Below are 24,915 nucleotides of genomic sequence, written 5' to 3' on the forward strand. Positions count from 1 at the left end.
TAACCCCCTCATCCGACCCTTCGGGCCACCTTCTCCCCAAGGGGAGAAGGAGCTTATGGTGCTCATCCGCCTCCATATGCGATAGCCCTGCCCCTCAAGGGGAGGGTTTTGCTGGCTGAACGCTCTATCCGAATATGTCGTGAAAGTACCCCCTCTGTCAGCTTCGCTGACAGAGGGGGTGCAGCACTCTCCCCGCTTCCGAAAGCCGATAAACGATTACAGCCCGATCTCATGTGCCCAGGGCGGATTTGCACCCGCGCGCGATACCGTCACCGCCGCAGCCTTGGCGCCCAGAGCAAGCGCATCCTGCAACGCCTTCTCGTTCAGCGATGCCACCTGCGCCTTGGTCAGCAGATTGTTCATCTTCAGCGATGCCAGGATGCCGGCATCGAAGGTATCACCAGCCCCGACCGTATCGACGACCGTGACGCGCTCGCTCGGCACCGAGACCTTCAGCGACTTCGTATAGCCGGTTGCGCCTTCGGCACCCTTGGTGATGACGACGAGCTTGGCGCCCTGGTTCAGCCAATGGGCGGCGAGTTCGTCGTGATTGCCAGCAATACCGAACCATTCCAGATCCTCATCGGAGAATTTGAGAATGTCGGACATGGCAGCCATCCGGCTGATGCGACCCATATGAGCCGCCTTGTCCTTGATGAAGCCCGGACGAATGTTCGGATCTAGCGAGATGACGCGGCTCTGGTGCTCGCGCTTCATCAGCGCCTCATAGGTCGCGCCGCAGGGATCGGGGATGAGGCTGATCGCACCGAAATGCAGAGCTTCGCAATCAGTACCGAGCGTCGGGAGATCCGCCTCGGTGATCATGCGGCCAGCCGTGCCTTCATCGTAGAAGGCATAGGTCGCCTGACCATTGACGAGCTTGACGAAAGCAATCGTGCTTGGACGCGGCGTGATGGCGCAATAGCTGAAATCCACCTTGGCGCCCGACAACGTGTCGCGCAGGATTTCGCCCATCATGTCATCGGCAATGCCGGTGAAGAAGCCCGTGGGAATGCCGAGACGACCAAGCGCGATCGCAGTGTTGAAGATCGCGCCGCCGGCGTAAGGGGCGAAGCCCTTCTCACCCAGCGTCGTATCCCGCGGCAGCATATCGATCAAAGCTTCGCCACAGCACAATATCATTCCGGCCTCCCAAAGAGCGCGTCTGTCTTATCCAGTTACATAAATCGATTAGATAGATTCAATGCAAAAGCAAAGTGTCAGTTTGTCGGCAGCTCCGAAATGCCGCCATTCCAGCCGGACCAGGCGAGCGGCGCATTGAGAAAGGCCTCGACTTCTTCCAGCGTCTTGTCGTCGAACAGCTTCTGCTCCTTGGCGACGGCGAGCACTTCGCGCCAGGTCGTGATGTATTGCAGGCTGACTTTCCGGTTGGCAAAGCGTTCGACCGCCTCGGGAAAGATGCCGTAATAGAACAGCGCCATGCCATGATCGACAATGCCGCCGGCTGCGCGGATCGCGTCGATGAAGGTGAACATGCTGCCGCCAGCCGTCGTCAGATCCTCGATGACGAGCACGCGGGCGCCCTCCTTCATGTCGCCTTCGATCTGGGCATTGCGGCCATGGCCCTTCGGCTGCTTGCGCACATAGATCATCGGCAGGTTCAGGCGCTCGGCCAGGAAGGCGGCAAAGGGGATGCCCGCCGTCTCGCCGCCGGCGACGCAATCGAACTGCTCGAAGCCGACATTGCGAACGATGAGGCTTGCGGCGAAATCCATGACTGTCGAGCGGATGCGCGGATAGGAAATCAGCTTGCGGCAATCGATATAGACCGGGCTCGCCATGCCGGACGCGAACTTGTAGGGCTTATCGGCATTGAAGTGAACCGCCTTAATTTCCCAAAGCATCCTGGCCATCAGCTCAGCCATGACAGTGCGATCGGTGAATATCATCTGGGTCATGCAGGGGCCTCCTTCGCGAGCGCTAATGTTCCAGCGGCAATAGCAGCAAGCGGCCCGAGTTTCCAGACGTATGAAAGCTTTTGCCAATATCCTCTCGGCTGGCGCCCGCAGGGCGAGCCGAAGCAATCAGCGCAGTATACCAAGATCGGCAGGAAGCATGGCCTTGAACAGCTCGATGACCTTATCGCCTTCTTCTCTTTCGATCGAAATCGCATAGCGCACCGCGGCCGCGACGAGCTGCATGGTCAATCGGGCCGTTCTTGCAAGTTCGGAATTGTCGCGCTCCGGCCATAGGCGTTTTAGGACGGTCAGAAACGCCTGCGAATGCCATTCCATGTCTTCAGCATCGACCTGCTGCAGCAGCTTGTCGGCCTGAGTGGCATGCCAGATGTCGCGCATGACCGGCTCATTGAGAAACATGGCGTAGTAGCCATCGACAATGCGGCCAAGAGCGGATTGGAGTTGATCGCGGCTCTTGATCGTCGCCAACTCGTCTTCGACGCATTGACGGCCCTGCTCGTTGAAGCGCTCGGCCAGCACGCGGATGATCGCCGTCTTGTCGGGGAAATATTGGTAGAGCGAACCGAAGGAGACGCCTGCCTTTTCGACGATCTCGCCCATGCGCAGCGCATCGCTGCCGTTTTTCGCAATCAGCTCGGATGCCACCGAAAGGATGAGGTCGACGCGCTCGCGGCCGCGCTGCTGGCTGGGTATGCGCCGTGGTGTGCCCGCCTCATCCTTGTTGCGCCTGCGTCTCGCGATCAGTTCCTGCGCCATACCATTCCCCGCCTGTGCCTGTTGACAGGCAATATAAGAGAGTTTATCACATTTCGCAAATGAGAGAATTTATCACATTTTGCACCGGAGGAGCTTGAAATGCAGATCTCGACAATTGCCATCATCGGTGGATTGGGAAAAACCGGCGGCCGGGTCGCCGAGCGGCTGAAAGAGCGCGGCATCGCGGCTCGCGCAGCCTCCCGCTCAACGACACCACGCTTCGATTGGCAGGACCGCAGCACATGGCGGCAGGCACTGGAAGGCGCTTCTGCCGCTTACGTCACGTTCCAGCCGGACCTTTCGGTCGATTGGGCGGCAGAAACCATCGGCGCTCTGGCAAAAGCCGCTATCGAGGCTGGTGTGGAACACATCGTGCTGCTTTCCGGGCGTGGTGAAGACGGAGCCGTTCGCAGCGAGGAAAAACTCAAGGCCACCGGCATCGGCTATACGGTGCTGCGCGCCAGCTGGTTCAACCAGAATTTCAGTGAGGGCGCCTTCGTGGACGGCCTTTTGCAGGGCAAGCTCGCTCTACCGGCCGGCGATGTCCCTGAGCCTTTCATCGACGCAGACGACATCGCGGATGCGGCCGTCGAATGTCTTATCGATCTGCGTCATCGCAACCAAACCTACGAACTGACGGGACCCCGCGCTTTAACCTTCCGTCAGGCGGTTTCCGAAATCGCGACGGCTTCGAACAGGCCCATAGAATACGAAACGGTTCCGATCGACGCCTTTATCGCCGAGATGAGCGCCTACGGCCTGCCGCGAGAGACGACGGACCTTCTGCATGAGCTTTTCACGCAGGTTCTTGATGGCCGCAATTCACCTGTCATGCACGGCATAAGGCAGATTCTCGGCAGGCAGCCTAAAGATTTTTCCGATTACGCCCGTGAAACCGCCGCAACCGGCATCTGGAGTATCCAGTCATGACCTTTCCGATCATGAATATCGCTCTCATCATCGCCGCGCTTAGCAGCGGTCTTCTCGCCGGCGTCTATTTCGCCTTCTCGACGTTCGTTATGCAGTCCCTCGCCCGCCTTCCGGTCGATCAAGGGATTGCTGCCATGCAATCGATCAACGTTACGATCGTGCGTTCGCCCTTCATCGTGCTGTTCCTGCTGACGGCAGCGCTGTCAGTCTTCATCGCCGTTATGGCCATCATCCATTGGCGGGGCAGCGTGAGCGTGATGATGCTGACGGGCGCCGCGCTCTATATCGTCGCGAGCTTTCTTTCGACCATGGTGTTCAACGTGCCGCTGAACGACGCGCTCGACAAGATCGATGGCCATTCAGCCGAGGCGGTACAATTTTGGTCGACCTATCTCAGCGACTGGATGCGATGGAACCATGTGCGCACGGTCGCCTCGCTGCTCGCCGCATGCGCCTTCGTGAAGGCCATGTTCTGAAAGCCTGGAAATGATGGGGCGCCAGCCAAAACGGCCGGCTAGACAGCTCGCAGATAGGCCGCGACCTCCACACGGTTGCGGCCGTTTCGCTTTGCTTCGTAAAGCGCCTTGTCGGCGGCACGTAACACATCGTCGAAGCCGAGCCCTTTGGCAGTACCGGTCGCGATACCGGCACTGACGGTGCAGGCGAGAGATTTGTCTTCGATGCTGATCGCTCGCGCTGCAAAGGCATCGCGCACCCGCTCGGCGACCTGCTCGGCCCGGCCCGGCAGCATATTGTCAAGCACGAGCGCGAACTCCTCGCCGCCGAGGCGGGCCACAGTGTCGGACGACCGCAGGCCGAAGGAGAGCTCCTCCGCGAAAAGCTTAAGCACAAGATCGCCGGCGGCATGGCCATGCTGATCGTTGATCGTCTTGAAGCGGTCTATATCGAAAATGATGACAGCCATCGAGGGACCGAAGGACCGGCGGCCGTAGAGATCGAACAGCGCGCGGCGATTGAGCAGCCCGGTCAGGGCATCGGTGATCGCCTCCTGACGATGAAATGCTGCTTGGCGCCACTGGTGCAAAGCGAGGGATAGAGCCCCGATCCCGGTCATTCCAGCGATGCAGACGGCGAGGCTGACATCCTCCGCCCAGTTATCCGGCGCATGACCAAGCACGAGCTTACCATCGGCAATCAGCACGGCCGCGCATAAGGCAAAGGAAATCGCCGTCAGCGTGTAAAGCGCCGTAATGCCGTAAAGCGGCGTCGGCGCCTCGCGCCGGCTGAGCCAATATTCGCGTGCCGTGAGAAGCAGCAGCACGCAGATAACAAGATTATCAGCGATGAAAGCCAGACCGTCGTAACCGACAAGCATCGGTCCGATCGATACTGTCATGCCAGACAAGCAACCAAGGGCAAAGCGGATCTTGGAAAGGCGACCCTTGCGAAACTGATAACCCGCCACCCATATCGTCGCGAAGCCGAGGAAGAATAAGACGAACGTCAAAATGGCGAAAATCGGCCTGGGATGGTCAACATAGGCGCCATAGGTGAAGATGCCGCCGACGATAGGCACAAGACCGGCAGAACACGTCAGGAGGAAGGTATCGGGCCGACGCGAAAACCAGCTTCCGACCAACGTGACCGCCAGGCATGAGGCGGAAACGCCGAGGGCCAGAAGAAGCGAGTTGTAATCGACCAGCATCATGCTCTTTCAACGGTTTGGTTTCTACCGCAGGGGATTGCTGCCACGCTAGGCCGTCAGGGGTATCAAATTAGTTACGTCAAATAATAAAGAAAATGTATTTCAACAAAATATACGTTTCAAATCCCGGCATACACCAATGGAGTGTCGCAATACGTCTTATATATTTATATTTACTTATGTAGATTAGTCTGAAATTAAATCTCGACGTCCCAGTGCAAAGGGAACATCGGGTCGAAGACGGTGACCGGACCGGCGCCAGTTTCGATCTTTGCCGGGAAGGTTACAGCCTCGGGCCGGCGCACGAGGGTAATACTGTCCTCGTTGACCGGCAGGCCGTACCAGGCTGGGCCGTTCAGCGAAGCAAAGGCTTCGAGCCTGTCCAGCGCGCCTTCCTGCTCGAAGACATGGGCAAGACAGCTCATGGTGTTGATCGATGTATAAATGCCGGCGCAGCCACAGGCGCATTCCTTCAGCGGATCGACATGCGGAGCCGAATCCGTGCCGAGGAAGAATCTGGTATCGCCGCTGGTTGCGGCCGCACGCAGCGCCAGACGATGGCTTTCGCGCTTGGCGACCGGCAGGCAATAATAATGCGGGCGGATGCCGCCGACGAGGATGGCGTTGCGGTTGATGATCAGGTGATGCGTCGTGATCGAGCCGGCGAGGTTGGCCTTTGCCGATTTGATGTAGTTGATGCCATCCGACGTGGTCACATGCTCCATCGTGACCTTCAATTCCGGCAAGCGCTGGCGCAAGGGATCAAGCACGGTTTCGATGAACACGGCCTCGCGATCGAAAATATCCACTTCGGGCGTCGTGACCTCGCCATGAACGCAGAGCGGCAGACCGATCTTTGCCATGCGCTCCAGCACCGGCATTGCCTTGTTCAGATCGCGCACGCCGCCATGCGAGTTGGTCGTCGCGCCGGCCGGATAGAGTTTGACGGCGGTGATAAGGCCGCTCTTCTTGCCCTCTTCGACGTCGTCGGGGCTGGTATGCTCGGTAAGATAAAGCGTCATCAGCGGCTCGAACCGATCGCCCGCCGGCAATGCCTTCAGGATGCGCTCGCGATAGGCAGTCGCATCCGCCGTCGTTACCACAGGCGGCACGAGATTGGGCATGATAATGGCGCGGGCGAAATGCCTGGAGGTATCAGCAATCACACCCTCCAGCATGGCTCCGTCACGCAAATGCAGATGCCAGTCGTCAGGACGGCGGATGGTGAGCTTTTGCATGGGCGCGACCTCTGGAAATGTGAGCGCAATCTCGTCAGGAAACCGTCTCGGCTTCTTCGGGATCGCGCTCTTTGATATCGCGCTTCGATAGCACCATACGCCCCCGCAAAACAATCCGCGACGGCGCTTAAATGATAGATGGTCAATCCTGCACGATGTCGATGGTAACGTCGGCCGGGCGGCGGTTCTCCAGAATCAGCCGGCCATTTGGCAGGTCGTTGCCATAGACCTTGGCATGAGCGGCCTCCTCATCGAGCTTGTAGCCCCGCCAGCGTGCCCATAGCCGCTCTTCCAGCACTTCCATCGGTGGGGCGAGCATGATCGAATAATCGAACATGCCTTCCAGCTCAGCCCATTTTCCCTGGCTGAACAGCAGATAATTCCCCTCGATGACGATGAAGCGATGATCGGCCGAGACGATGCGGGCAGAGGCGATCGCAATCTCCCGCGAACGGTCGAAGACCGGCACGAGGACCTCCTGATCGGCGGCACGCACGGCCTTGACGATATCGAGGAAGGCGCGCACATCGAAACTGTCAGGCACGCCCTTCCGCTTCAAAAGTCCCTTCTCGATCAGGACGGCATTGTCCATATGAAAGCCGTCCATCGGCAGGACTTCGGCGCTCTCGCCCCTCGCCTTCAAGGCCTTTACGACATTGTCGGCCAGGGTGGACTTGCCGGCACCGGGAGGACCGGCGATCGCAACCAGGAAGCGTTTCGCGTTGCCGGCGCGCGCGATGATCTCGCTGGCAACATCGTCAAGAGAAGCACTCATGCAGCGACGTTCTCAACCGGCGGAGCTTTGGCGCCGGTCATGAAGGCAACGGCATCGGACATGGTGTATTCCTTCGGATTGATCACGGTCAGCCGACGTCCGAGGCGATGGACGTGAATGCGGTCCGCCACCTCGAAGACATGCGGCATGTTGTGCGAGATCAATACGATCGGCAGGCCGCGGGCACGGACGTCGAGGATCAGTTCCAGCACCTTGCGGCTTTCCTTGACACCCAAGGCCGCCGTCGGCTCGTCCATGATCACGACCTTCGAACCGAAGGCTGCGGCGCGTGCCACAGCCACACCCTGACGCTGGCCTCCGGAGAGCGTTTCCACCGCCTGGTTGATGTTCTGGATCGTCATCAGGCCAAGCTCGGTGAGCTTGTCGCGGGCGCGCTTTTCCATCGCCGACCGGTCGAGCATGCGGAACACCGAGCCTAGAACACCAGGCTTGCGGATTTCGCGACCGAGGAACATATTGTCGGCGATCGACAGCGCCGGCGACAGAGCAAGGTTCTGATAGACGGTCTCGATGCCGGCCTCGCGCGCTTCCATCGGCGAGCGGAACTGAACGGTTTTCCCGTCGAGCTTGATCTCGCCTTCATCGGGGATGGCTGCGCCGGAGATCGCCTTGATGAGCGACGACTTGCCCGCGCCGTTGTCGCCAATCACGGCGAGGATTTCGCCGGGATAGAGATCGAAATCGGCATTGTCGAGGGCGGTTACGCGTCCATAGCGCTTGACGAGACCGCGAGCGGTGAGAATGGGTTCGACGGTCGTGGTCATGCCGATACCTTTCTGATCCATTGGTCGATCGTAACGGCGCCGATGATGAGTACGCCGGTCAGGAGCACCTTCCATTGCGGGTCGGCGCCGAGCATGTTGAGGCCCATGGAGACGACGCCGACGATCATGGCGCCGAACAAGCTGCCGAGGATCGAGCCACGGCCACCGAAGAGCGAGATGCCGCCGATCACGGTCGCGGTGATGGCCTGAAGATTAAAATCGGTCTCGGCCGAAGAGGGTGAGACAGAGCCGTTGCGGCCGATGGACACCCAGGCGGCGAAGGCGGCGATCAGCCCCGAAACGCCGTAGACAGCGAGAAGCACCTTCTTGGTCTGGATACCGGCAAGTTTCGCTGCTTCCGGATCGTCGCCAACTGCGTAAACGTGGCGGCCCCAGGCGGTATGATTGAGCACGTACCAGAGGCCGACGACCAGCAGCGCCATGGCGATGACACCGAGCGTCAGCACGGCACCGCCGACGCGGAAGCTGGCGGCAAAGAGATGCAGCATCGGCGCCTGTTGGTCGACGTCGGTGTCGCGAATGGTGTTATTGCTTGAATAGATGTAATTGATCGCCGCAACGATCTTCCAGGTGCCGAGCGTCACGATGAACGGCGGCAACTTCATGTTGGCAACGAGAAAACCGTTGAGCAAGCCGCAGAGGCCGCCCGCGATAAAACCGCCGATAATGGCAATCGGCGCCGGTAGGCCGTAAGTGACGGCGAAATTGCCCATGACGACCGAGGCTATCACCATGATCACGCCGATCGAAAGATCGATACCGGCGGTCAGGATGACGAGCGTCTGCGCCGAAGCGAGAATGCCGACGATGGCGATCTGCTGTAGGATCAACGTCAGCGTGTAGGCAGAAAAGAACTTCCCGCCGATGGCGATGCCAAAGGCTGCGATTGCCAGCACCAGCACGATCAGCGGCACGGCTGCCTGCGTCGAATGCAGGAAATGCTGCACCCGCTTGAGAAGAGAGACATTCTGATGCTCGAACGAGGCGACATTCTTGTCGCTACCGTCGAGAACACGTTCGAATTCCTGTGCTCCGGACATATTATTCCTCCGCCACCGCGCTGCATGCGCGGAAACCGCCGGCTGTTGGGATCAGCCAGGATCAAACTCTGACCGACGTGACTGTTGCGATTGTCTGCTCCCTATGAGGAGAGCCGCGCCGCCTAAGCGCATGACGCAGCTCTCGAAGGGACTATATCACATCCCGTGCGGGGCTTAGCCCCAGCACTTGTTGAGACCTTCCTTGGTGTCGATCGACTTCAGGCCGGAAACCGGCTTGTCGGTGACCAGCGAGACGCCGGTGTCGAAGAAGGACTTGCCTTCCGTCGGCTTCGGCTTTTCGCCCGAGTCGGCGAACTTCTTGATCGCCTCGACGCCGAGGGCGGCCATCATCAGCGGATACTGCTGCGAGGTGGCGCCGATCACGCCTTCCTTGACCGACTTGACGCCTGGGCAGCCGCCGTCGACGGACACGATCAGCACCTGCTTTTCGAGGCCGACGGCCTTGAGTGCCTGGTAGGCACCGACAGCAGCTGGCTCGTTGATCGTGTGGATGACGTTGATGCTGGAATCCTTCTGGAGAAGGTTTTCCATGGCCTTGCGGCCGCCCTCTTCGTTGCCGTTGGTCACGTCATGACCGACGATGCGCGGATCGGTTTCGTCGCCGATCTTGTTCGGATCCTTCGGGTCGATGCCGAAGCCGATCATGAAGCCCTGGTCGCGCAGAACGTCGACGGAAGGCTGCGACGGCGTCAGATCGAGGAAGCCGACCTTGGCATCCTTAACCTTGTCGCCCAGCGTTTCCTTGGCCCACTGGCCGATCAGCTTGCCAGCGAGCAGGTTGTCGGTGGCGAAGGTGGCGTCGGCGGCATCGGCCGGCTCCAGCGGCGTGTCGAGCGCGATGACCAGCAGGCCGGCGTCGCGCGCCTTCTTGACCGTGGAGACGATGCCCTTGGTGTCGGAAGCGGTGATCAGAATGCCCTTCGCGCCGTCGGCGATGCAGCTCTCAATCGCGGCGACCTGGCTTTCGCTGTCGCCGTCGATCTTGCCGGCATAGGACTTCAGCGTCACGCCGAGTTCCTTGGCCTTGGCGGTCGCGCCCTCTTTCATCTTGACGAAGAAGGGATTGGTATCGGTCTTGGTGATGAGGCAGGCGGATACGCCGGCAGCCTTCGCAGGTGCGGCAAAAGCAACGCCGAACGCCAGAGCGGCAACGGCTGCGGAAATAACAGATTTCTTCATTCAATCCTCCCGATGTTTAAAGCCGGACCTTCCGGCAGTCCCGGGCCTCAACCCGGCTTGAAGACGCGCCATGCCTGTCGGATTATTTCCAGTGGACCTCCTCCACGGCCATATGCGCATCTCCTACTCCCATATCTGAACCTAAAGATTTCCAGCTGTCAATAAATAAATCGGATTGAATTATTAATTCGATGTGGCATTCTTGAAAAAAATCAGGCATGGCCATGATGGAAGGAGCAGGCCCATGTCTCTCGTGCAGGACCCGGAGGACACACCCACAACACCGGCGATTCTCGACCCCTCCGGGGGCGCGAACCAGCTTGGCGTGCGCGCCCATAACGAGCGGCTCGTGCTTTCGCTCGTTCGCCGTCACGGCGCGCTGTCGAAGGCCGATATCGCGCGGCGCAGCGGGCTTTCGGCCCAGACAGTTTCCGTCATCATGCGCGCGCTGGAGAAGGACGGGCTGCTGTCCCGCGATGCTCCGGTGCGCGGCCGTGTCGGCCAGCCATCCATTCCCATGCGACTCAACCCGGATGCGGTGCTCTCCTTCGGCGTCAAGATCGGTCGGCGCAGCGCCGACCTCGTGCTGATGGATTTTGTCGGCGGCATCAGGATGCAGCTGCATCAGACCTACCCATATCCGCTGCCACAAGACATCATCGCCTTCGTCACGGTCGGCATCAAGGAATTGGAGGGACGCCTCCATGATGATCAGCGCCGTAAGATCGCCGGAATGGGTGTCGCGGCACCTTTCGAGCTCTGGAATTGGGCCGAGCAGGTAGGCGCCCCGCCCGGTGCGATGGATGCCTGGCGCGGCTTCGATCTGAGAACCGAAATCGCCTCGCGCGTCGCTTATCCCGTCTTCCTGCAGAACGACGCCACCAGCGCCTGCGGTGCCGAGCTGGTCTTCGGCGTCGGCCCGCATTATCCTGATTTCGTCTATTTCTTCATCGGTTCCTTCATCGGCGGCGGCATCGTCCTCAATTCATCCGTCTTTGTTGGCCGGACCGGGACGGCCGGCGCGCTCGGCCCTCTGCCCGTGCGCGGCCGCAACGGCGAGAACCGGCAGCTTCTGGAAATCGCCTCGATCTTCGTGCTGGAAAACCTATTGCGGGATCATGGTTTCGATCCACGCCCTCTTTGGTATTCGGCGGATAATTGGATCGATTTCGGCGAGCCGCTGGAGATCTGGATCCAGGATACAGCCAAGGCATTGGCACAAGCGATCGTTGCCTCCGCCTCGGTTCTCGATTTCAGCGCCGCCGTCATCGATGGCGGCTTTCCCGGCTGGGTGCGGGAACGCGTGGTGCGCGCAACCATCAAGGCAGCGGCGGAACTGGATCTTCAAGGTGTCGTCATGCCCGAGATCATCGAGGGCGCCGTGGGGCCGCAGGCCCGCGCCATCGGCGGCGCCAGCCTGCCGATCTTCGCGCGCTACCTCATCGACCAAAACGTTCTTTTCAAGGAGATTGAGCATGCTGAAGGGCATTGACCCGCTGTTGAGCCCGGAACTTCTGGCGACGCTACGCGCCATGGGCCACGGCGACGAGATCGCCCTTGTCGACGGCAATTATCCCGGTCTCGAACATGGACGCCGCCTCATCCGCCTCGACGGCCATGGCGTCATTCCCGTGCTCGATGCAGTGCTAAGCGTGCTGCCGATCGACGATTTCGTGCCGCAGGCGATTTTCCGGGCAACCGTCAAGCAGGACCGCGAGGCCGTCGACCCCGTTCATGCGGAGATGATCGAGTGCTGTGCCCGGCATGTGCCAGATATGAATGTCGTGCCGTTACTGCCGGCGGAATTCTATGAACGGGTACAGCAGGCACATGCGCTGATCCAGACCAGCGAGCCCCGGCTCTATGGGAACATCATTCTGCGCAAGGGTGTGATTTATCCGAAGGGATAGATCCGGTTCATGGTCAAAGGCCCCTCATCCGGCCTTCGGCCACCTTCTCCCCGCATGCGGGGAGAAGGAGATGGGCGCAACCGCAGCCTTCCTTCCCACACTTTACTCAGACGAGAATACAGGACTAATCCCCTCTCCCCGCCTGCGGGGAGAAGGTTAGGGTGAGGGGCAATATTCTCGGAACGATGTTACAACAATCTCTTCGCGATCCCTCAAATATCCCCCGCCGAAGGTCCCCAGACATCCGTCATGGCAAAACCTTCCGCCATCGGGTCGAAGGGATCGAGCGCCACCTGGCTCAAGCCAAAGGTGAAGCCGCGGCCGGTGATGGTCGGGATGACGGCCGGCTTGCCGGCAACTTCGGTCTCCGCCAGCAGGCCTACCTCGAACTCCGAACCGATGATCGAGCGGGATTTAAAGACATCGCCGACCTTGGCCTTGCCGCGGGCATGCAGCGCCGCCATATTGGCGGAATTGCCGGTGCCGCAGGGCGAACGGTCGGCGCGGCCGGGCCACATGGTCGTGCAGGTGCGGATCGCGCCATCGGCGTCGATATCGCGGAACATGACATAGGCGACGCCCGAAATCGCCGGGATTTCCGGATGGACCACGGTCATCGCCCGGTTGATCGCTTCCTTGAGGATCATGCCGGCCTGCACGAGGGCGGCTGCATTGGCCTTTTCGATCTTCAATCCGATCTGGCCGACATCGACGAGCGCATAGAAAATCCCGCCATAGCAGAGATCGAGCTTGATCCTGCCCCATTGCGGCGTCTCAAGCTCGACATCCAGCTCATGCACAAAGGACGGCACCATAGTCAGACGCACCTTTTCGCAGCGGCCGTCGCGGCAGGTCGCAGTCGCGCGCACGAGACCGGCGGCCGTATCGAGCGTGACGACGGTTTCAGGCTCCTTCATCTCGACAATGCCGGATTCGAGCAAAGCGGTGGTCACGCAGATGGAGTTCGAGCCGGAGCTTGCATGTGCCTGATCCGGCTGCAGGATGATGAAACCGGCATCGGCTTCAGGATGCTTAGCCGGCAACAGCAGGTTGACGGAGCCGATCGGCGCACCGCGCGGCTCCAGCACAAGGAAGCGCCGCAGTTCCTGACCCTTCGGATCCGTGTTCAGCCAATGCAGCTGCTCGGCAATGCTGTTGCCGGGGATTTTCGGGACGCCGCCGATGGCAACCTTGCCGATTTCACCTTCGCAGTGGACATCCAGCAGCTGGATCGTGCGCTTCCATCTCATTTCACAGGCTCCCATCGGACGTGTTGCGTCATGTCGCCGCCAACGCGGGCATTCTGGCGGGTGAACCGAGCGCCATGCACAGTTCTCTGATATATCAGATCGAGCGGCGTGGCTATGGCATTTTGCGGCGGCGCTGAAACACCTCCGCTGAGGGAGATGCCGCGAGAGCGCTATTGCTTCAATGCGTCGCCGACATTGTTGCCGGTCGCCTCGACGCTATCGCCGAGCGAGCCGACGGTATTGTTCGCCGACGCGCCGACACGACGCCATTGCTCGCCGTAATTCGCCCGCGTCCGAGGATCGAAAATGGCAATCGGGGCGCTGACGGCAGCACCCGCGACACTGCCGACGGTCTGGGCAGCACCCATAGCAACTGCGCCGACGGCATCGCCGATGCCGACATCGGAATCGGTGATCGTCTGGCCAGCAATCAGCCGCGCGCCGATCAGCTTCACCACTTCCGGGCTTTCGGCGAACTTGCCGTGATTGAGGCCATCGCCGGTCTTGAGCTTGGTGAGATCGAGCACGGTGATGCCCTGTTTTTCCAGCTCGCTGCGATAGGGCTCGGCCGTGGGATCGATCTGACCGAGGCGATCGATATTGCCGGAGATGCGCCTTGAGAGGGAAAGCGCGCGGTCATCCCGCGAGACGAACAGGGTGAAATGCGGCTTGTCCTTGCCGAGTGCGGCGAACTGCCGCCCGAAAACATCGACGTCGAGATCGGGCGACGCCAGGATGACGTTCTTGATCTTTGGCGCGACGCGGCCATTGCGGATCGCCATCTGCCGCAGCGATTCGACCGCGAGCCAGCTGCCCATCGAATGCGCCATGACAGTGATATCACCAACGGCAGGATCGGCCGCAACGCGACGCAACAATTCCTCAAGCGAGTCGCGGGAATAGTTGGTGCTCTCCTTGTCGTAGGCATAATCGAAAATGCTGGCGCGCGACGGCCAGGTGAACACGATCGGCGCGACGTCGGCGTGCGAATCGTGAACAATCTGCGCGAAGCGGTAGACGGCATCCTCGTAGCGGTTGTTGAAGCCATGCACGAAAATCAGCACACGCTTGTTTTTCGGCAGTTCCGCATGCACCCAGGCTCGCCCGTCCGCCTCCGTCGCCAAAGGCTTGACGGCCGTCGTGACGAAATTCTTCAACGGATCGCCTGGCAGACGGCTCGGCCACTGCACCTGACCGACCTTGCGATTGGCCTCCGGCGGAATGGAAACACTGACGGCATCCACCTTGAGCCCCGGCCCGCGCTCGCCGGAAAACAGAATGGCCGGGTCCTTGTCCGGCAGGCGTGTCGTCGCGACGAGGAGATCGACCTTGGATGTGCCAGGCACGTTTTCACTGATGGGCTGCATAACCCCGATGGGACGGCCGCATCCGGCCAGCGACAATGTGGCAACGACAGCTACAGTTCGGAAAAACAGCTTCCCCCATCGGTCCGAACCCGCCATGCGCTGCATCATGCAACCCTTCCTTACCGCCGTAACGTCGCGCCACTCTACGCATGCATGTCCACGGCGCAAGCGACTCCAGCGGTTCTTTGGCTCATGACGCAATGCTAATTCGCGACAGCATTGCAAAGGCGCAACGCAATCATCCAACACCGCTAACTGATGATCCGACTGGAAATAAAAAAAGAGCCCGATGCGGGAGGAGGATGCATCGGGCTCTTGATCCGGATTGGCAACTGGGAGGAGGAGGAGTGTTGCCAATCATTGAAGGAGCGCTGGGAGGAGGAGTGCGCTGCCTTCGAGGGAGTAGATATAATGTTCGCGACAGCATGAACAGATCATCTTTCGCATTGCAGCAATGCAATGAGCGCATTGCTTTCTCCGCAGATTCCAAAAATATCGCATAGCACCGGCATTTCCGAGGTTCCAACGCCTATTTTGCAGTCGTTATCGAGGTAAATCCTGAGATTCACGTGATCGTGATCGGCGTTTCTGCATGGGAAAGCACCCTCGCCGACGCTTGTCCGGTCAGCAACCGCCGACCGGACGAACGAATTTCGGCTTATGCGGCCTTGAAGGCTTTCTTGCCCTCGGCATCGAGCGCAGCAAACTCCTCGTCGGACAGAACGATATCGACCGCTGCGGTATTTTCCTCAAGATGCTTGACCTTGCCGGTTCCAGGGATCGGCAGCATTACGGGGCTGCGCTTCAGCACCCAGGCAAGTGCGATCTGGCTCGGAGCGGCATTGTGCTTCTTCGCGATGGTATCGAGCAGCGAGCCTTCCCTGGCAAGGTCGCCGGCGGCCAGCGGGAACCATGGGATGAAGCCGATGCCGTGCTTTTCGCAATAGTCGAGCACGTCTTCGCTGGTGCGATCGACCAGATTGTAACGGTTCTGCACCGTCACGACCTTGAAATGCTTCGATGCGGCTTCGATGTCGGCAACAGAGACTTCGCTCAAGCCTGCATGACGGATGATGCCGTCACTTAGCAACGATTTCACGGCGTCGAATTGCTCCGCCGCCGGTATCTTGGAATCGATGCGATGCAGTTGCCAGAGATCGATGCGATCGACGCCGAGGTTGCGCAGGCTCTTGTGCGCCTGCTGGATCAGATATTCAGGGCGACCCACGGGCACCCAGACATTCGGGCCGGTTCGGGTCAAACCGCCTTTGGTCGCGACCACGAGGCCGTGACCGTAGGGATGGAGAGCCTCCTTGATCAGACGTTCGGAAACATCCGGACCATAGGAATCGGCCGTATCGATGAAATTGATGCCGAGTTCCGGCAGGCGTCTCAGCGTACGGACGGCTTCGTCATGATCCTCTGGCTCACCCCAGATACCGGCGCCGGTAATGCGCATGGCGCCGAAACCGAGACGATGAACGGGAAGGTCACCGCCGATCTTGAACTGACCGGACTTGGCTGCGTCGAATTCTGACATGGTTATAGTCCCTTTTGCTGATCTGAAATGTGGCTGGCGTTTCCGGCATCCGAGGGGAGCCGAGATTCGAGGGGCAAATCGAGGGTTTCGCGAGGGAGAGATACAGTCGCGATCCGATACTAGATGGGTCTGCATCGCGGCATATGCAATGTATCGATACGCGATGCGTTGCGACCGATCAGGACGGTTTCCCTTAGTCTAGCCAGGTGCCGTCATGTACGCCGTTGCACCTGTTTGCCGAGATCGGCAAGCGTGGCCCAAAGCTCATCGAAGAGGTTACGAGCGAACTGCTCTACGGAAACATCCTGCGGAGATTGCATCCAGCGCTCGCTGCCGATGCGCAGCATCGTCACGACCGCCGCCGCAAGCATGCCAAGACGAAGACGCTCCTCCTCGCTGCCGCTGCCACGGGCAAACAGTGCATCCGCAAGCTTCTTCTCCAGCTTGGCATATTTGAGTTGGTCGCGTGCTTGAAGCGTCGGCGTATTGTGAATCAGGGCAGCCAGAGCAAGGCTCTGCGGATCGGCGATGGCAGCACGAAGGGCAGAATTAACAGCCCTCTCGATGACGTCGACGATCGAAACATCTTCGGGCTGCGCCGCGACCGCGCCGATCAGCTCGCGGGCAAAACCATCCTGCCAGGCGGTGACCACATCTTCTTTGCTGGGGAAATAATCGAAGAAGCTGCGCTTGGAAACATCGGCAGCTTCCGTGATGTCCTCGATGGTGGTGGCCTCGAAGCCACGCTCGAGGAACAGCCGCAAGGCGGCGGATTCGATGCGTTCGCGGGTTTGACGACGCTTGCGTTCGCGCCGGCCTTCCTTCACCGCGCTATCGACATCCGGCTTTTTCGCCATCCGCTACCCCCGGAACTCACTTCGGGCCGCCCCAAATCGGCCTTGCCGGCTTCCGGCGCCTAAGCGCTGATTCCGGCATTCTCTCCGGTGCTACGATATTTGGAGCCAGCAATCGAGAGCTCCAGAGGATTTTGCCGCGATATCCTGTAGACGCCGGCCGGCGGAATGTTGCGCACCGTACCGCCGATGCGCTTTGCCGTAAGCCCCAGGCTTTCAAGGATCGGTTTGTGCACCGGACAGCGCGGGCCGTAGGTGAACTGATAGAAAGCTCCTCCCGGCTTCATCGTTTCAAAGGCGCCACCGACAATGGCCACGACCTTGGAGGGCGGCATGGACAGCAGCGGCAGGCCGCTGATGACGGCGCCGAAAGGCGCGTCATCGAAAAGTCCGCATCGGCCGAGCTGCGCCGCATCCATATGCACCACCCGCGCCGCCGGAAAACGCTCCCGCAGGCGGACAGCGAACTCCTCGCCGAATTCGACGAGTGTCAGCGCACTTTCGGGGACGCCACGCGCCAGCAGCGCCCGCGTGAATACGCCGGTGCCCGGACCGAGTTCGAGGATCGGACCATCGAACGGCTCGATCTCCTGGGTCATCAGCCTTGCCAGCCTCTCACCGGAGGGCGCCACAGCCGCAACACGCAGGGGATCGCTGACCCAGGAGCGGAAGAACTGCACAAAATCAGCGCATGAGGTCTTTGTCGTCATTCCGCAAATCCAATCTTCGGTCACATAATTTTATGAGGGCCGAACAGCGTGGCAATTCGAAGGCATGCCACGCCATTAGACCGTCGAAAGCCATTGATATGCAAGCATCATCGCATATTTTGCGCTTACATATTTTCACTTATTGCAAACTTGCATTTAGTGTAGAAATCACCAGATACAATGGGCAATGCCAAAATCTCTTCACAGGAGCTCCGCAATGCCAGACTGGACAATAAAAGATATTCCGCCGCAGACGGGCCGCATCGCAGTCATTACAGGCGCCAACAGCGGTATAGGCTACGAAGCAGCAAAGGCTCTGGCAGGCGCCGGCGCAAAGGTCGTCATCGCCTCACGAAACGAGGCCAGAGCCAATGAGGCACTCGCCAAGATCCGTGCGGCGACACCGGGCGCAGACGTGACATTTGAAGCGCTTGATCTTGCCAGCCTCGATTCCGTCGCGCGCACGGCAACCCGCATTGCCGATAGACTGCCGCATATCGATCTGCTCATCAACAATGCCGGTGTCATGGCCATCCCGGACCGGCATGAGACCGAAGATGGTTTCGAAATGCAGATGGGCGCCAATTATATCGGCCATTTCGCCTGGACGATGCGGCTGCTGCCAAAGGTTTCTGCGGCGGAAAATCCGCGAGTGGTCACGGTCAGCAGCCTGGCGCATCGCAGCGGCAGGATCAATTTCGACGATCTGCAGTGGCGCAAGCGCTATCGTCCCTGGCCCGCCTATTGCCAATCGAAGCTGGCAACGCTGCTGTTCAGCCTGGAGCTCGATCGCATCGCCCGCGCCGAAGGCTGGAAGCTGAAAAGCGTTGCCGCTCATCCCGGCTATGCCGCGACCGGCCTGCAGACCACGGGTCCGCGCATGGGCCGTGATCGGGCCGGCAGTTTCGAAATCGCGACAAAATTGCTGGGGCCGCTTCTATCGCATACGGCAGCAGCCGGCGCCCTCCCGACCCTCTTTGCGGCCACCTCGCCTACGGCGGAAGGCGGCGCCATGTATGGTCCGAACGGTTTCTATGAGCTCAAAGGTCCGCCGGTGCGTGCCAAGATTGCCGCTCATGCCCGTGATCAGGCGATCTGGCGGCGGTTGTGGGACGTCTCCGAACAGTTGACCGGTTGAAGACACCCCTTCCCGCGACGGTCTGAAAAGAAATCCCTCTCCGCGAAACGGAGAGGGATTTCGATCTATTTCGCATTACGGGCTGACGCACTGGCGGCGCGGACCATTGGTCGGCTGATAGGTATTGTCCGATGCACGATAGGTCTTGTAGCGGCTTGCACACCAGCGGACATGCGCACTGCCGCGCGGCGGCTGCGAAACGGCTCCGCCAATGATCGCGCCAGCGGTGAAGGCGGCCATCGGATACCACCAGCCCCCATGGCGCCGGTAGCCCGGACGGTGATAGCGATAGCCGCGATGGCCATGCCAATAACCCGGGCGATGATGCGGACGGTAGTGAGGACGATAATGCGGACGGTGACGCCCGCGATAGTGCCTGTTGTTGTGGCGATATTGAACTTCGGTCAGGCCAGCGGGCTGATTGTCGGTCTGCTGGATTGCCGGCTGGATCAGCGGCTGAATCGGTGCAGCGGCCGCGGGGTCGAAAGACGCTACCGCAAGCAGGGCGCTCAGGGCAGTCACTGTTACGGTTGTCAGGAATCGTTTCACAGCTCTTCTCCTCCTATCGAGTCGTAATACTGATGAACAACGCGCAATGATTGAAAATCTTTCACAATATTATTGCTTGCGCAAGTACATGCTGCACGATAGGTATATAGATAGGAAGCCTATCTATCTAGATGTGAACGAGTCTATCGATGAGCAAAGCCGACCGTCATCACGGAATCGAGGAAGCCTACGCGCTGGCCGAGGTGTTGCGTCCTGCCCTCCATCGCCTGCATCGACAATTGCGGCGCGAGAGCGACGAGGCCGGACTGTCGCCGCTGCATGCCTTGTTGCTCGTCGCCATCATGCGCCAACCGGGCATCGGCGTCGCCGAATTGGCGCGGATGGAGAAGCTGCGCGGACCGACGATTTCAGGGCATGTGAAAGCCATGGAGCGGGATGGCCTCATCGCCCGTTCGGAACCGGACCCGAGCGACCGGCGCCGCAATGGTCTGGTGGCGACGGAGAAAGGTGAGGACATCATCCGCAGCCTGAAACGGCGGAGAACCGACTGGCTCGCCTCCGAACTCGCCAAACTGTCGCCGCAGCAGCGTGACGCCATTCGTGCCGCAATCGAACCGCTCATGGAGATCGGACAATGAATACCGCTCGCCCGAATGTTGTCCCACCATCCGCTCCGGCGACAGGCGACCCGCCCGATCGTCGCGAGATTCGCGCCGTCATCCTCGGACTGATGATCGTTCTCGGCCTCGGTGCCATAGACCAGAGCATCGTCGCGACCGCGCTGCCGCGTATCGTCAGCGATCTCGGCGGGCTGACGCACCTCTCCTGGGTGGTCAGCGCCTATGTGCTCGCCTCAACCAGCACCATGCCGCTCTACGGCAAGCTCAGCGACCAATATGGCCGGAAGCCGATGATCTATGCGGCGATCCTCATCTTCCTTCTCGGCTCTGTGCTGAGCGGCATGGCGCAGACGCTGCCGCAGCTCATCATATTCCGGGCGATCCAGGGCATCGGCGCCGGGGGATTGCTGCCGCTGGCCCAGATCATCATCGGCGATATCGTGCCGCCAGCCAGACGCGGCCGCAATCAAGGTTCGATCGCAGCCGTCTTCGCCATCTGCAGCGTCATCGGCCCGATCGCCGGTGGCGTCATCACCGATCTCCTGTCATGGCACTGGATCTTCTACGTCAACCTGCCGATCGGCGCCGTCGCGCTCGTTATGATCGGCCGGGCGCTGAAGCGGCCACATCAGGCGCGCAGCCGCCGCATCGACTATCTCGGCGCGGCGCTGCTGACCAGCTGTACGACCAGCTTCCTGCTGGTGCTGGCCCTCGGCGGCAATGAATGGGCCTGGAATTCGCCTGAGATTTTCGGGCTTTCCGCCCTTGCGTTCGTTCTCTTCGTCTTTTTCATTCTGCACATCCGGCGTGAACCAGAGCCGGTGCTGCCGCCCGATCTCTTCCGCAACCGGCTCTTCGTCGTCGCCTGCACCGTGCTCGCCCTGACCTTCATGGGAATGCTGGGCGCAAGCCTCTTCTTTCCGCTGTTCTTTCAGATGGTCATGGGGGTCAGCCCATCGCATTCCGGCCTGCTCACCGGCCCGCTGATGATCGGCGTCGTCATCTCCTCCATGGTCAACGGGCGGGTGCTGCTGCATCGCTTCGGGCGCTACAAGCCGGCGCAGCTCTGCGGTCTCAGCCTCGCAACCGCCGCCTTCGCCGTGCTCGCCTGGGCGGCCGCCACCAGCCAGGGCTTCTGGATCATCGAGCCGACGGTCTTTGCGCTCGGCCTCGGTCTTGGCCTCGTCATGCCCACAATGACGATCGCGGTGCAGAATGCCCTGCCCCTAGCCCATCGCGGCGTGGGGACGGCGACGCTCGCCTTCTTCCGCTCGCTTGGCGGCCTTATCGGCGTTACCGGCTCCGGCGCCATCCTTGCCTATCGCGTTCAGAACGCTGGCGGCGCGCTGGATGGGATGCATGTATCGTCCTTGACCGAGGCTGGCATGAAACAGCTCGCTACGGTCTCTCCCGAGGCTCATGCCGCCGCGATAGCACTCTATCGTCACGCGATCGCCATGACCTTCGCAACGGGAACAGCCATCGTGGCGCTGGCGCTGATCGTGCTGTTGTTTCTGCCGGAATTGCCGCTGAAGATGGAGCATGGGCTGGAAAAGGCACGCCCAAGCTGAGCTGCGCACAATATGGCCACGGAAGCAGTAGTCCGGCGTCCCCATGCTTATTCGCAGGGACGCCCGCTTCGCTGGGTTCTGAAGAGTGCGTCAACTCTGCAGCTTACGCTGAGCTTCCGCTTTGCCGTCCTCGGGCAGGTCCATGTTGTGCATGACGGCGATCGACCAGACATCGTGTTCGCGCACGATCACCATGTTGATCAGCCCATGGCGTTCAGGCCATTCATTCCCTTGCGGATCGCGCGCGCCCGTCATGCTCCAGTGAATGTCGAGTGCGGCAACATCGGAGCGGATAGGACGCATTTGGGTTTTGGTGGCTTTGAGCTGACTGTCCTTGAACATCGTCTCGAATATGGGCCTATGAAACTGCTCGATCGATGATCGGCCCGTTGCCTTCATTCCAAATACGTTCGTGAAATCGGCGTCTTGCGCAAATATCGCGGAAAAGGCGCTGGCATCGTGGCTATTCCATGCGGCAACGAACGCATCAACGATTTGTTGCGCGGCCTGTCCAACGTCCGGATGCAGTGACATCTCACACTCCCTCCTTTAGTATGAATACCATACTATATGGCAACCGGACTTATTTGGAAATATGGTAACACCCTACACGCAATCACTTCTGCTCTACGCCTACCAGGCTTCCGCACAGGCGCTCATCCAGACACTGCACGAGCGCGGTCATCCAGCCATCAGACCGAAGCATGGCGCAGTCTTTGCCAATATTGATGAAGAAGGAACCAGAGCCAGCCTACTTGCCGAAAGGGCGGGCATGGGCAAGGCCGCAATGGGCGAACTGATCGATGACTTGGAACGTCTTGGCTATGTCAAGCGGGTGCCGGTTCCTACGGACAGGCGCGCCAAGCTCGTCACCGCCAGGCCGGAGGCGCGGCAGGTGATGCAAATCGTTCACGAATTTAACGACGGGATCGAACGGCAATATCGTGAGCTGTTGGGAGAGCAAGCCTATCAGATATTGCGCACCGCCCTGCGGACCATCGCGGCAAAGGAGGACATACAGCCCAGAATTCGTTAAGGCAAAGAAGCAGGCAGATATTCAGGCGGCGCAACATCGCTGACAGCGCCGACCGCGCAGCGGCATGGACATCACAGGCTATTGCGAATGCTTGCGCAGGTCGAAGCTAAGACATGTCGCGCAGAAGTGTTCGGCGGCTTTGCTGCAGCGACTGCGCAATATCAAAGACCCAACGCGCGAGAAGCGAATCTCAAGGATCGCGATACGCTTTAGATAAGAAGATGCCAAGCTTGTTCTGGAATAGTGAAAAAATGGCGCACCCGAAGAGATTCGAACTCCTGACCCCCAGATTCGTAGTCTGGTGCTCTATCCAGCTGAGCTACGGGTGCGTGGCCGAAACGGAAGAAACCGTTGGCGTGGGCGGTTCTCTAAAGCCTCCCTTGAGGGAATGCAAGTGGATTTCTGAAAAAGATCGCGATTTTCGTGCATATTGACGCCAAGCAGCTGAAAACAATCAGTTTTCTTGGAGGCTTCTGCTGCGGTAGTCATCGAGGGATACCGGGCGGTCGGGAATTTCGATGCGAAACTGCGTGCCGGCCGCCGGTTTTTCGACGAGCGCAATGGTGCCGCCATGGGCAAGGACGAGTTCACGGGCGATTGCCAGGCCAAGGCCGGTGCCGCCCGAGCGGGCTGAACCACGGAAAGCCGTGAACAGGTTCTCTCGCGCCTTTTGCGGCATGCCCGGCCCCGTATCGTCGACGGTAATGCTGACGACACTGCCGATTCGATGCGCCGAAACCGTGATCCGCCTGACGCTGTCGGGCTCCGCCTCGCCGAAAGCGATCAGCGCCTGATGGGCGTTGCGGCAGAGATTATGAATGACGCGGAACAGCTGCTCGCTGTCGGCATCGACCTCCAGGTCGGGGCTGAGCTGTTCGATGAACTCGATGCCGCTATCCGGATCGATCGCCAGAATATCGCGGACCTCCTCGACAAGCTCGAATATGCGAATCTTGCGCCGGCGCGGCGCCGATTCGGAGGTCTGGCCAAAGGAAAGAACTTCGGTCGTATAGCCGACGGCACGATCGATGGTGCGCAGCAGCTTCGGGGCGAAGCGCTTGACCATCGGGTCATCGACATCGACCAGGCGGTCCGACATCAGCTGCGCGGCCGAGAGAATATTGCGCATGTCATGGTTGATCTTCGACACGGCGAGGCCGAGGGCGGCAAGATTTTTCTGTTGCTTCAGCGTCTTCTGCAGCTGCGATTGCATCGAGGCCAAATGGCGTCCGGCAACAGCAAGCTCATCGCCGCCCTTATCGGGAACGAGAACGCGACCGGGATCCTCCGGATCATCGGAATAGGCCTGCATGCTGTCCGTCAGCCGGCGAATGGGCCGGATCATCATGCGGTTGATCGCAAAGAAGATCAGCGTTGCGGTGAACAGCGAGATGAGGATGGACACGAAGAAGACGCTGGTCGAATAGGCAAGCATCGCATTGCGGAGACGTGTATCCTTCAGCACAACCTCGATACCGGTGTTGGCATCGCCGCCGACAGGGCCGAAAACGCGGATGATGCGATTGCCGCCGAACAGCAGCGTATCGAGCGCATCCTTGATGGCGGTGAGCTGCGACACGTCGCTGAGATCGTATTTCTCATCGACGGAGGCTGGCATCTCGGCCGTCGCCAGCAAGCGCGACGTGCCGTCCTTGCGCAGGACGATGGCCCGCGTGCCAGTCGCCATCAGCGTCTCCTTTTGCAGAGCACGCGGCAACTCGGCCGGCTGCAGGCCGTCGATGACGATGGCGGCGGCAGCGGCGGTGTTCAGCCGATCCTCCAGCCATCGCAGCCGCATATTGGCGACCGACGGCACGAAGATCAGCACTTCCGCCAACGAAATGAAAACGACGGTGAGAATGAGAAGCTTGCCGGAGAGGCCGCCGAAAATGCCTGTGGGACGGCAAAGCTGGGACAGGCGGCTTTTTTCAACCTTGCCGTCCTTTACGGCACCCTTGTCCTGCCCACTGTCCATTTCAATTGTCCCGCTTCGCCGCAAAGCGATCTGATGCGACCTGATCGAAACTAGATAATAGGCGATTGTCGGCTTTTTTCCAA

Annotated in this window: 25 protein-coding genes and 1 tRNA gene; 8 read left to right on the top strand and 18 right to left on the bottom strand. The window is 60.0% G+C overall.

The features are described 5' to 3' along the window. Positions 1-216: 216 nt before the first annotated feature. From AC13RC_RS30645 to AC13RC_RS30655, 3 genes are all read right to left on the bottom strand, one after another. Positions 217-1,143 carry a carbohydrate kinase family protein gene (locus AC13RC_RS30645; protein WP_488559483.1) on the bottom strand — a complete coding sequence of 309 codons (927 nt, stop codon included), beginning with the start codon at positions 1,141-1,143 and terminating at the stop codon, positions 217-219. A gap of 77 nt (positions 1,144-1,220) precedes the next feature. Further along, positions 1,221-1,919, bottom strand: a complete 699-nt coding sequence (locus AC13RC_RS30650; protein ID WP_113331999.1) for an orotate phosphoribosyltransferase — start codon at positions 1,917-1,919, stop codon at positions 1,221-1,223. A 126-nt stretch (positions 1,920-2,045) separates the two neighbouring features. Further along, positions 2,046-2,696 (bottom strand): TetR/AcrR family transcriptional regulator, encoded by a 651-nt coding sequence (locus AC13RC_RS30655; RefSeq protein WP_488559484.1) that lies wholly within the window; start codon positions 2,694-2,696, stop codon positions 2,046-2,048. A gap of 99 nt (positions 2,697-2,795) precedes the next feature. Between AC13RC_RS30655 and AC13RC_RS30660 the strand changes: the two genes are divergently transcribed. Together AC13RC_RS30660 and AC13RC_RS30665 are read left to right on the top strand one after the other, a co-directional pair. Next, the gene (locus tag AC13RC_RS30660) at positions 2,796-3,626 is read left to right on the top strand and encodes an NmrA family NAD(P)-binding protein (protein WP_488559485.1); all 831 of its coding nucleotides are present in this window, start codon (positions 2,796-2,798) and stop codon (positions 3,624-3,626) included. Next, entirely contained in the window at positions 3,623-4,102 is a 480-nt protein-coding gene (locus AC13RC_RS30665; RefSeq protein ID WP_442966480.1) for an anthrone oxygenase family protein, read from the top strand. The genes AC13RC_RS30660 and AC13RC_RS30665 overlap by 4 nt, the downstream gene beginning before the upstream one ends. 38 nt (positions 4,103-4,140) lie before the next feature. Here the strand turns inward: AC13RC_RS30665 and AC13RC_RS30670 are convergent, their stop codons facing one another. The 6 genes from AC13RC_RS30670 to AC13RC_RS30695 all read right to left on the bottom strand — a co-directional run bounded on the left by AC13RC_RS30670 (position 4,141) and on the right by AC13RC_RS30695 (position 10,351). Continuing rightward, a complete protein-coding gene (locus AC13RC_RS30670; protein WP_113332086.1) occupies positions 4,141-5,292 on the bottom strand; it encodes a GGDEF domain-containing protein in 1,152 nt (383 codons plus the stop codon). A 197-nt stretch (positions 5,293-5,489) separates the two neighbouring features. Beyond that, positions 5,490-6,530 carry a dihydroorotase gene (gene pyrC / locus AC13RC_RS30675; RefSeq protein WP_488559486.1) on the bottom strand — a complete coding sequence of 347 codons (1,041 nt, stop codon included), beginning with the start codon at positions 6,528-6,530 and terminating at the stop codon, positions 5,490-5,492. A 142-nt stretch (positions 6,531-6,672) separates the two neighbouring features. After that, the gene (locus AC13RC_RS30680) at positions 6,673-7,305 is read right to left on the bottom strand and encodes a nucleoside triphosphate hydrolase (RefSeq protein ID WP_488559487.1); all 633 of its coding nucleotides are present in this window, start codon (positions 7,303-7,305) and stop codon (positions 6,673-6,675) included. Beyond that, the gene (locus tag AC13RC_RS30685) at positions 7,302-8,111 is read right to left on the bottom strand and encodes an ATP-binding cassette domain-containing protein (RefSeq protein WP_488559488.1); all 810 of its coding nucleotides are present in this window, start codon (positions 8,109-8,111) and stop codon (positions 7,302-7,304) included. The genes AC13RC_RS30680 and AC13RC_RS30685 overlap by 4 nt, the downstream gene beginning before the upstream one ends. After that, a complete protein-coding gene (locus AC13RC_RS30690; RefSeq protein WP_488559489.1) occupies positions 8,087-9,151 on the bottom strand; it encodes an ABC transporter permease in 1,065 nt (354 codons plus the stop codon). Before AC13RC_RS30690 ends, AC13RC_RS30685 begins: the two co-directional genes overlap by 25 nt. A 174-nt stretch (positions 9,152-9,325) precedes the next feature. After that, complete coding sequence (locus AC13RC_RS30695; RefSeq protein WP_488559490.1) at positions 9,326-10,351, bottom strand: substrate-binding domain-containing protein; 1,026 nt, start codon at positions 10,349-10,351, stop codon at positions 9,326-9,328. Between the two features lie 244 nt (positions 10,352-10,595). Here AC13RC_RS30695 and AC13RC_RS30700 point away from each other — a divergent pair, with 244 nt between their 5' ends. Continuing rightward, entirely contained in the window at positions 10,596-11,843 is a 1,248-nt protein-coding gene (locus tag AC13RC_RS30700; RefSeq protein WP_488559491.1) for an ROK family transcriptional regulator, read from the top strand. Beyond that, on the top strand, positions 11,827-12,261 hold the full coding sequence (locus AC13RC_RS30705; protein WP_488559492.1) for an RbsD/FucU family protein: 435 nt from the start codon (positions 11,827-11,829) through the stop codon (positions 12,259-12,261). The genes AC13RC_RS30700 and AC13RC_RS30705 overlap by 17 nt, the downstream gene beginning before the upstream one ends. A 212-nt stretch (positions 12,262-12,473) precedes the next feature. Here the strand turns inward: AC13RC_RS30705 and AC13RC_RS30710 are convergent, their stop codons facing one another. The 5 genes from AC13RC_RS30710 to AC13RC_RS30730 form a co-directional block, all read right to left on the bottom strand. Further along, complete coding sequence (locus AC13RC_RS30710) at positions 12,474-13,511, bottom strand: 4-hydroxyproline epimerase (protein WP_488559493.1); 1,038 nt, start codon at positions 13,509-13,511, stop codon at positions 12,474-12,476. Positions 13,512-13,681: 170 nt separating this feature from the next. Then, entirely contained in the window at positions 13,682-14,974 is a 1,293-nt protein-coding gene (locus AC13RC_RS30715) for an alpha/beta hydrolase (protein ID WP_371865516.1), read from the bottom strand. A gap of 562 nt (positions 14,975-15,536) precedes the next feature. Further along, entirely contained in the window at positions 15,537-16,418 is an 882-nt protein-coding gene (locus AC13RC_RS30720; protein WP_488559494.1) for an aldo/keto reductase, read from the bottom strand. Positions 16,419-16,630: 212 nt separating this feature from the next. Beyond that, on the bottom strand, positions 16,631-17,275 hold the full coding sequence (locus AC13RC_RS30725) for a TetR family transcriptional regulator (RefSeq protein WP_145633471.1): 645 nt from the start codon (positions 17,273-17,275) through the stop codon (positions 16,631-16,633). A gap of 59 nt (positions 17,276-17,334) precedes the next feature. After that, positions 17,335-17,982, bottom strand: a complete 648-nt coding sequence (locus AC13RC_RS30730) for a class I SAM-dependent methyltransferase (RefSeq protein ID WP_488559495.1) — start codon at positions 17,980-17,982, stop codon at positions 17,335-17,337. 217 nt (positions 17,983-18,199) lie between these two features. Between AC13RC_RS30730 and AC13RC_RS30735 the strand changes: the two genes are divergently transcribed. Beyond that, positions 18,200-19,120 (top strand): oxidoreductase, encoded by a 921-nt coding sequence (locus tag AC13RC_RS30735; protein ID WP_488559496.1) that lies wholly within the window; start codon positions 18,200-18,202, stop codon positions 19,118-19,120. Between the two features lie 75 nt (positions 19,121-19,195). Here the strand turns inward: AC13RC_RS30735 and AC13RC_RS30740 are convergent, their stop codons facing one another. Beyond that, positions 19,196-19,669: a BA14K family protein gene (locus AC13RC_RS30740; protein WP_488559497.1), complete on the bottom strand. Its 474-nt coding sequence runs from the start codon at positions 19,667-19,669 to the stop codon at positions 19,196-19,198. Between the two features lie 149 nt (positions 19,670-19,818). Between AC13RC_RS30740 and AC13RC_RS30745 the strand changes: the two genes are divergently transcribed. Together AC13RC_RS30745 and AC13RC_RS30750 are read left to right on the top strand one after the other, a co-directional pair. After that, complete coding sequence (locus AC13RC_RS30745) at positions 19,819-20,268, top strand: MarR family winged helix-turn-helix transcriptional regulator (RefSeq protein ID WP_113330027.1); 450 nt, start codon at positions 19,819-19,821, stop codon at positions 20,266-20,268. Then, positions 20,265-21,821 carry an MDR family MFS transporter gene (locus AC13RC_RS30750; protein ID WP_488559498.1) on the top strand — a complete coding sequence of 519 codons (1,557 nt, stop codon included), beginning with the start codon at positions 20,265-20,267 and terminating at the stop codon, positions 21,819-21,821. Before AC13RC_RS30745 ends, AC13RC_RS30750 begins: the two co-directional genes overlap by 4 nt. 90 nt (positions 21,822-21,911) lie before the next feature. Here AC13RC_RS30750 and AC13RC_RS30755 read toward each other — a convergent pair whose 3' ends face one another. Next, positions 21,912-22,355 carry an SgcJ/EcaC family oxidoreductase gene (locus tag AC13RC_RS30755; protein ID WP_113330025.1) on the bottom strand — a complete coding sequence of 148 codons (444 nt, stop codon included), beginning with the start codon at positions 22,353-22,355 and terminating at the stop codon, positions 21,912-21,914. A 61-nt stretch (positions 22,356-22,416) separates the two neighbouring features. On the opposite strand from AC13RC_RS30755, the gene AC13RC_RS30760 reads away from it, so the two are divergent. Continuing rightward, positions 22,417-22,857: a MarR family winged helix-turn-helix transcriptional regulator gene (locus AC13RC_RS30760; protein ID WP_113330024.1), complete on the top strand. Its 441-nt coding sequence runs from the start codon at positions 22,417-22,419 to the stop codon at positions 22,855-22,857. Positions 22,858-23,109: 252 nt separating this feature from the next. On the opposite strand, the gene AC13RC_RS30765 is transcribed toward AC13RC_RS30760, so the two are convergent. Then, positions 23,110-23,186: transfer RNA gene (locus tag AC13RC_RS30765), tRNA-Arg, on the bottom strand. A gap of 125 nt (positions 23,187-23,311) precedes the next feature. Continuing rightward, complete coding sequence (locus AC13RC_RS30770) at positions 23,312-24,832, bottom strand: sensor histidine kinase (protein ID WP_113390017.1); 1,521 nt, start codon at positions 24,830-24,832, stop codon at positions 23,312-23,314. Between the last annotated feature and the right edge of the window lie 83 nt (positions 24,833-24,915).

Source organism: Martinezella sp. CNPSo 3890 (genome assembly GCF_057784455.1).

Excerpts from the sequence above, each read along its gene's own strand:
- AC13RC_RS30730 (WP_488559495.1), bottom strand. The coding sequence starts at position 17,982 with ATGACGACAAAGACCTCATGCGCTGATTTTGTGCAGTTCTTCCGCTCC.
- AC13RC_RS30755 (WP_113330025.1), bottom strand. The coding sequence starts at position 22,355 with ATGTCACTGCATCCGGACGTTGGACAGGCCGCGCAACAAATCGTTGAT.
- AC13RC_RS30745 (WP_113330027.1), top strand. The coding sequence starts at position 19,819 with ATGAGCAAAGCCGACCGTCATCACGGAATCGAGGAAGCCTACGCGCTG.
- AC13RC_RS30670 (WP_113332086.1), bottom strand. The coding sequence starts at position 5,292 with ATGCTGGTCGATTACAACTCGCTTCTTCTGGCCCTCGGCGTTTCCGCC.
- AC13RC_RS30645 (WP_488559483.1), bottom strand. The coding sequence starts at position 1,143 with ATGATATTGTGCTGTGGCGAAGCTTTGATCGATATGCTGCCGCGGGAT.
- AC13RC_RS30685 (WP_488559488.1), bottom strand. The coding sequence starts at position 8,111 with ATGGATCAGAAAGGTATCGGCATGACCACGACCGTCGAACCCATTCTC.
- AC13RC_RS30725 (WP_145633471.1), bottom strand. The coding sequence starts at position 17,275 with ATGGCGAAAAAGCCGGATGTCGATAGCGCGGTGAAGGAAGGCCGGCGC.
- AC13RC_RS30770 (WP_113390017.1), bottom strand. The coding sequence starts at position 24,832 with ATGGACAGTGGGCAGGACAAGGGTGCCGTAAAGGACGGCAAGGTTGAA.
- AC13RC_RS30705 (WP_488559492.1), top strand. The coding sequence starts at position 11,827 with ATGCTGAAGGGCATTGACCCGCTGTTGAGCCCGGAACTTCTGGCGACG.
- AC13RC_RS30700 (WP_488559491.1), top strand. The coding sequence starts at position 10,596 with ATGTCTCTCGTGCAGGACCCGGAGGACACACCCACAACACCGGCGATT.
- AC13RC_RS30715 (WP_371865516.1), bottom strand. The coding sequence starts at position 14,974 with ATGGCGGGTTCGGACCGATGGGGGAAGCTGTTTTTCCGAACTGTAGCT.
- AC13RC_RS30760 (WP_113330024.1), top strand. The coding sequence starts at position 22,417 with ATGGTAACACCCTACACGCAATCACTTCTGCTCTACGCCTACCAGGCT.
- AC13RC_RS30720 (WP_488559494.1), bottom strand. The coding sequence starts at position 16,418 with ATGTCAGAATTCGACGCAGCCAAGTCCGGTCAGTTCAAGATCGGCGGT.
- AC13RC_RS30650 (WP_113331999.1), bottom strand. The coding sequence starts at position 1,919 with ATGACCCAGATGATATTCACCGATCGCACTGTCATGGCTGAGCTGATG.
- AC13RC_RS30695 (WP_488559490.1), bottom strand. The coding sequence starts at position 10,351 with ATGAAGAAATCTGTTATTTCCGCAGCCGTTGCCGCTCTGGCGTTCGGC.
- AC13RC_RS30735 (WP_488559496.1), top strand. The coding sequence starts at position 18,200 with ATGCCAGACTGGACAATAAAAGATATTCCGCCGCAGACGGGCCGCATC.
- AC13RC_RS30665 (WP_442966480.1), top strand. The coding sequence starts at position 3,623 with ATGACCTTTCCGATCATGAATATCGCTCTCATCATCGCCGCGCTTAGC.
- AC13RC_RS30680 (WP_488559487.1), bottom strand. The coding sequence starts at position 7,305 with ATGAGTGCTTCTCTTGACGATGTTGCCAGCGAGATCATCGCGCGCGCC.
- AC13RC_RS30655 (WP_488559484.1), bottom strand. The coding sequence starts at position 2,696 with ATGGCGCAGGAACTGATCGCGAGACGCAGGCGCAACAAGGATGAGGCG.
- pyrC (WP_488559486.1), bottom strand. The coding sequence starts at position 6,530 with ATGCAAAAGCTCACCATCCGCCGTCCTGACGACTGGCATCTGCATTTG.
- AC13RC_RS30690 (WP_488559489.1), bottom strand. The coding sequence starts at position 9,151 with ATGTCCGGAGCACAGGAATTCGAACGTGTTCTCGACGGTAGCGACAAG.
- AC13RC_RS30750 (WP_488559498.1), top strand. The coding sequence starts at position 20,265 with ATGAATACCGCTCGCCCGAATGTTGTCCCACCATCCGCTCCGGCGACA.
- AC13RC_RS30660 (WP_488559485.1), top strand. The coding sequence starts at position 2,796 with ATGCAGATCTCGACAATTGCCATCATCGGTGGATTGGGAAAAACCGGC.
- AC13RC_RS30710 (WP_488559493.1), bottom strand. The coding sequence starts at position 13,511 with ATGAGATGGAAGCGCACGATCCAGCTGCTGGATGTCCACTGCGAAGGT.